Genomic DNA, 4,573 nt, shown 5'->3' with positions numbered 1-4,573 from the left:
TCCCCCGCCCCGCTACCGCACGAAGGCGACGAAGAGCAGGGCGAAGATGACGAGGGCGACGAGGCCGCCGGCGAGTTGCGGGGCGTGTTCCTCGAGGAAGCTCGTGGGCGCGGTCGGGAAATCATGGTCGTTGCGAAGGATGGTCATGCTGCCTCCTTGCCCGCCTGGCGGCGCTCCCGGGCGGGAAATGCAGGACGTCCACGAGGGCATACGAGGACATCCGTCGCCGCAGTCAACAGATAGGCATCGTCCGTGGGCGGCTCAAGCCGGGCGCGACATTCCGCCCGTAGTTAGCCCGTGGTGTGCTCGATCACCGAGGAAAGCACCAGCAGGCTGAGGATCGCCCAGGCCGCGAACAGGGAAATACCGAGTACGTAACGCACGCCATGGCCGGTTACGCCGCCACGGGCTTGGTCGCTACCGTGAACATGAACGGACATAAACTCCTCCCGTTCCCCGTGCAGGGAAACTGTCCGCATGGGGGCAATGACGGCCCATGCGGAAAGGTCGGAGCGCCTCACGGGGCGCGGACACCCCGAACACTCGTTACGAGAGGAATGTTAAGCCTCGAAGGTTTGCTTCACAAGCGGGACGGGCTTAACAAGTGGGGCGGGGTCTGCGATCTTGGGACACATGAACAAGCCCTCCGCTTCGGCTCCCCTCGTTTCCGGCACGGACCGGCCCCTGGCGTCGGCCCGGGCGCATTGGACGATCTATCTGCCGACGCTGGTCGTCGGCGCCGTCTGGCTTGCGATCTATGCCTGGGCGGAGCTGCACCGGCCGCCGCTCGCCGGCCTCGGGGCGCTCGCGCTGGCGGTCGAGGCGCTGGGCGTGCCCTTGCTCTTCTTCGCGGCGGCGTTGCGCGCCCGCCTGCTCACGGTCGATGTCTGGCCGCGCGGCCGGGAGGGCACGGAAGGCGCGGCGGCGCGCGAACTCGTGCTGCGCGACGGCTTCGCCCGCCCGCGCAGCCTGCGCGTCGGCGCGACGGAAATCGCGACGCTCCGCGTCCGCCGCTCCTTGCCGCAGCGTCTCTTCGGCGGCGGCGCGCTCGATCTCGTCATGCTGTCGGGCGAGCGCGTCTTCATCGCCGATCTCGATCGGCCGGACGAGGTGGCGCATGCGCTCAAGGTCGCGCCGCCTCACGCTCACGCGGCGCCCGGCGCGCCGGAACGCCTGCTCTGATATCCGGGCTCAGGGATGGCCGGCGCCGTAGCGCGCGAGGAAGACCGCGATGATCTCGTCGATCTTCGCGTCGGCGTCCTCCGGTATTGTGAACGTCGGATCGAACAGCGCCGGCCAGACGAAAAACTCCTTCATCATGCCGCCCATGAAGGTCGCGCTCAGATGCGTGTCGTGCGGCTTCAGCCAGCCGGCCGCGACCATCTTGTCGAAGGCGGCGGTGGCGCCGTCGCGGCGGCGGTTGACGAAGCTGAGATACATGCGCCGCCCGAGTTTGGGATGGCGTCCGGACTCGGCGATCACGATCCGCATCAGGCCGTTCAGATTGCGGTCGAACTGCAAGGAGAGATAAGTCCGTGCGGCGTTGTGCAGCATCTCCGCGAGCGTCGCGCCGGGCGGCTGCTGCGCGAATTCGTCGTCGACCGCGTTCTGCACCTCCTCCACGGTCGCGGCGAAGAGTTCCTCCTTCGACCCGAAATGCTTGTAGAGCGTCGCCGTCGAGACGTCGGCCACGCGCGCGATGTCGGCCACCGCCGCGCGTTGATAGCCATGCTTGAGGAACTGGTCGGCGGCGGCCCTGACGATGTCGGCGCGCTTGGCGGAACTGACCTCCCGCCGGTAGCTCTCGAGTGTCATTGCGGTCCTGCTCCCGATGCGGTTATGCGCCGTAGCTCGCGAGATAGGTGTCGATCGCTTCCTGCGCCTGCGTCAGTGCATCCGACGGCAACCGAAAATCGGGATCGAGCAGCGCGGGCCAGACGAAGAGCTCCTTGATCATGCCGAGCGCGATCCGCGCGCCGAACGCGGTGTCGTGCGGCTTCAGCAATCCGCGCCCGACCATCTGGTCGAGCACCGCCTGCACGCGCCGATAGCGCCCGCCGACGACCGTCTCGAACACCAGACGCGCGAGCTCGGGCGAAGAATTCGTTTCGGCGATGGTGACGCGCAGCAGATCGTTGACGCGGCCTTTTCTCTGGGCAGTCCACCCGTCGAGCAGAATCTTGTGGAAGAAATCCTCAGCCGTCGCATCGGCCGGGATGGTGCCGAAATCCTCGTGCACCTCGCTCGCGGCTTCGGTCACGACGGCGACGAAAAGCTCCTCCTTCGAGCCGAAATGCTTATAGAGCGTCGCTGTCGACACATCGGCCTCGCGCGCGATGTCGGCCATGGCGGCTTTCGAGAATCCATCCTCGAGGAAGCGGATAAACGCGACCTTGAGAATGCTGGCATGCTTCGCGTCGCTGACGCTGCGCCTGTAACTTTCGAGACTCAATCCGGAGTCCTCCCTGTGTGGGGCTGCACGCCGTATCGTGCGATATAAACGGCCATAGCCGCCCTGATCTGCTCGTCCGCATCGGCGGGAATGGTGAAATCCGGATCGAAAAGGGCGGGCCAGACGAAAAGCTCCTTGATCATTCCGCTCGCAAGCCGTGCGCCCAGCGCCGCGTCGTGCGGCCTGAGAAGTCCGCGTTCGATCAGCGTCTCCAGCACGGCCTGAAGCGATTTCAGTCGCCGCTCGACCATGTATTCCGCCGCCTCGCGCACCAGCTTCGGATTGCGCGACGCCTCTGCGATCAGGATGCGCATCAACTCGTTCGACTTGCGCTCGAACTGCATCGTGAGATAGGCACGGGTCACGGTTACGAATATCTCCTCGACATTCGTTTCCGTGGTGAGAAGGCTGGCGTAATCGCCGAGGTCCTTCGCGGCGTTGCGCACCACGGCGGAGAAGAGATCTTCCTTCGAGGAAAAATGTTTGTAGAGCGTCGCCGTGGAGACATCGGCGCTGCGCGCGATATCCGCCACGGAAGCGCGGGAAAAGCCGTCGCGCAGAAATATCTCGCGGCCGGCTTTCAAGATGGAAGCCTGCTTTGCCTCGCTGACGCTGCGCCTGTAATTATCCAGACCCAATTTTCTTTCTCCGCGAAACTGGCCGCTGCTGGACTCCGTAGAGTTCGAGATAATCCCCGACGGCCCGGCGCACGACCTTCCCGGCATCTTCCGGAAGGGTCATCCCGGCGTCGAAAAGAGCCGGCCAGATGAAATATTCCTTCAGAACGCCGCCTATCAGGCGAACGCCGTAATGCGTGTCGTGCGGCTTCAGTTTCCCCTGCGCGACGAGATGATCCGCAAGCTGCTCAAGTTGGCGGTAGCGCAATGTTATGAAGCGCTCGAACATATCCTGCGCCAGTTGCGGCGCCGAGGGCACTTCCGCGATGACGATGCGAAGCAATGTGTTGACCTGGCCTTCGAAATGCGCCCGAAGGTAGTGCTGGAGCAGTCCGACCATGAATTCCTCGAGATCGGTTTGCTGCGCCGTCGCCAGATATTCGTCGTCCGGGTAGGCCCCGTTTACCACCGCGGCGAAGAGCTCTTCCTTCGACGTGAAATGCTTGTAAAGCGTCGCCGTGGACACGTCGGCTTCGCGAGCGATATCGGCAATCGCGGCACCGTTGTAGCCCTTGGACAGAAAATGAAGGCGGCCCGCGTTGAGTATGGAAGCGCGTTTAGTCTCGCTGACCGACCGGCGATATCCCTCGAGCCCCAATTTTCAGCGTCCCTCCCCCGTCGTCTCTAAACGCGCCGACCGGACCCATTCGATCCGCATACGAAGCGCCGCTTTCAGTTACATGCTAAAACAAAACACAGATAATAAAATAAGGAATACTACCGAGCTATAGGTGTGGCCCGCCGCAATAAAGGCAGCAATACCTATTATATCCAAACACACGAAGACCCGTCCGTGTTGGACGGACGTTTAAAAGAGCGCCGGTTTACTAAGGGGGAAATACCTAGGTACAGGTCAGTGCCATTGTCGTGTACGACGACGCAGAGGCAATTCGCGCCATAGCCAGAGCAGGACGGCGGCCAGAGCCGTCACCATGACGGCGAGCAACTTGCGCTGGGGCGACCCGTCCGTGGTACCCATGGCCACCGGCTGCGGGGCGGCGGCCTCGATCTCCCGGACCTGAGAGTCGGAAGCGTTTTCAATTGAAATCCCGGCATGGGACGCCGCGTCATATGGCGAACGGGCGCCGAGCACAAACAGGCCGCCCGAGAGGAGGACGGCGACGAGGACACTAATGCGAAGCAGGATGAGATGGTCCCTGCGCGTGCTGGCTTCCTTTTGCATCGCCATCTGTCCGTCTCCCGCATCTTCCGCCACGCGGACCCGCCGGACGGGTCCATAAAGTGGAAAAGCACGGGAATGGCGACGGTTCCACTCCGTGTGTTGCCGGGTGTGAATTTGGAGTGTCCCTGTGGCAAAGGGGTCGCGCGGAGACGCCGTCAAAGGTGGGCTTCGGCGAAAACCTGTGCCAACCGGCGCGCCGACCGGGCGATCTGCGCTTCGGGGATCGCCGCAAAGCCCATATGCAATCCGCCATCGCTTCGC

General features: G+C 63.6%; 8 protein-coding genes. 1 reads left to right on the top strand and 7 read right to left on the bottom strand.

Features of this window, described 5'->3' with window-relative positions; all coding sequences use genetic code 11:
• Window positions 1-12: 12 nt before the first annotated feature.
• Together VMR03_RS05375 and VMR03_RS05370 are read right to left on the bottom strand one after the other, a co-directional pair.
• On the bottom strand, window positions 13-147 hold the full coding sequence (locus VMR03_RS05375) for a hypothetical protein (RefSeq protein ID WP_325403022.1): 135 nt from the start codon (window positions 145-147) through the stop codon (window positions 13-15).
• A 143-nt stretch (window positions 148-290) separates the two neighbouring features.
• Window positions 291-440, bottom strand: coding sequence for a hypothetical protein (locus VMR03_RS05370; RefSeq protein ID WP_325403020.1), 150 nt, complete (start codon window positions 438-440; stop codon window positions 291-293).
• A 193-nt stretch (window positions 441-633) separates the two neighbouring features.
• Here VMR03_RS05370 and VMR03_RS05365 point away from each other — a divergent pair, with 193 nt between their 5' ends.
• Entirely contained in the window at window positions 634-1,182 is a 549-nt protein-coding gene (locus VMR03_RS05365) for a hypothetical protein (RefSeq protein ID WP_325403018.1), read from the top strand.
• A 9-nt stretch (window positions 1,183-1,191) separates the two neighbouring features.
• Here the strand turns inward: VMR03_RS05365 and VMR03_RS05360 are convergent, their stop codons facing one another.
• The 5 genes from VMR03_RS05360 to VMR03_RS05340 all read right to left on the bottom strand — a co-directional run bounded on the left by VMR03_RS05360 (window position 1,192) and on the right by VMR03_RS05340 (window position 4,318).
• A complete protein-coding gene (locus VMR03_RS05360) occupies window positions 1,192-1,815 on the bottom strand; it encodes a TetR/AcrR family transcriptional regulator (RefSeq protein WP_325403016.1) in 624 nt (207 codons plus the stop codon).
• A 22-nt stretch (window positions 1,816-1,837) separates the two neighbouring features.
• Window positions 1,838-2,452 (bottom strand): TetR/AcrR family transcriptional regulator, encoded by a 615-nt coding sequence (locus VMR03_RS05355; protein WP_325403014.1) that lies wholly within the window; start codon window positions 2,450-2,452, stop codon window positions 1,838-1,840.
• A complete protein-coding gene (locus tag VMR03_RS05350; protein ID WP_325403012.1) occupies window positions 2,449-3,090 on the bottom strand; it encodes a TetR/AcrR family transcriptional regulator in 642 nt (213 codons plus the stop codon). The genes VMR03_RS05355 and VMR03_RS05350 overlap by 4 nt, the downstream gene beginning before the upstream one ends.
• A complete protein-coding gene (locus VMR03_RS05345) occupies window positions 3,077-3,727 on the bottom strand; it encodes a TetR/AcrR family transcriptional regulator (protein WP_325403010.1) in 651 nt (216 codons plus the stop codon). The genes VMR03_RS05350 and VMR03_RS05345 overlap by 14 nt, the downstream gene beginning before the upstream one ends.
• A gap of 255 nt (window positions 3,728-3,982) precedes the next feature.
• Window positions 3,983-4,318, bottom strand: coding sequence for a hypothetical protein (locus VMR03_RS05340; RefSeq protein WP_325403008.1), 336 nt, complete (start codon window positions 4,316-4,318; stop codon window positions 3,983-3,985).
• Window positions 4,319-4,573: the final 255 nt, after the last annotated feature.

Origin of the sequence: Parvibaculum sp., assembly GCF_035511255.1 — a bacterium.
GTDB lineage: Bacteria > Pseudomonadota > Alphaproteobacteria > Parvibaculales > Parvibaculaceae > Parvibaculum.
Note: the sequence above shows the minus strand (reverse complement) of the source record. Positions and strands in the feature narration are given on the sequence as shown.

Coding starts and splice junctions, on each gene's coding strand:
- VMR03_RS05375 (WP_325403022.1), bottom strand. CDS start 147: ATGACCATCCTTCGCAACGACCATGATTTCCCGACCGCGCCCACGAGC.
- VMR03_RS05370 (WP_325403020.1), bottom strand. CDS start 440: ATGTCCGTTCATGTTCACGGTAGCGACCAAGCCCGTGGCGGCGTAACC.
- VMR03_RS05365 (WP_325403018.1), top strand. CDS start 634: ATGAACAAGCCCTCCGCTTCGGCTCCCCTCGTTTCCGGCACGGACCGG.
- VMR03_RS05360 (WP_325403016.1), bottom strand. CDS start 1,815: ATGACACTCGAGAGCTACCGGCGGGAGGTCAGTTCCGCCAAGCGCGCC.
- VMR03_RS05340 (WP_325403008.1), bottom strand. CDS start 4,318: ATGGCGATGCAAAAGGAAGCCAGCACGCGCAGGGACCATCTCATCCTG.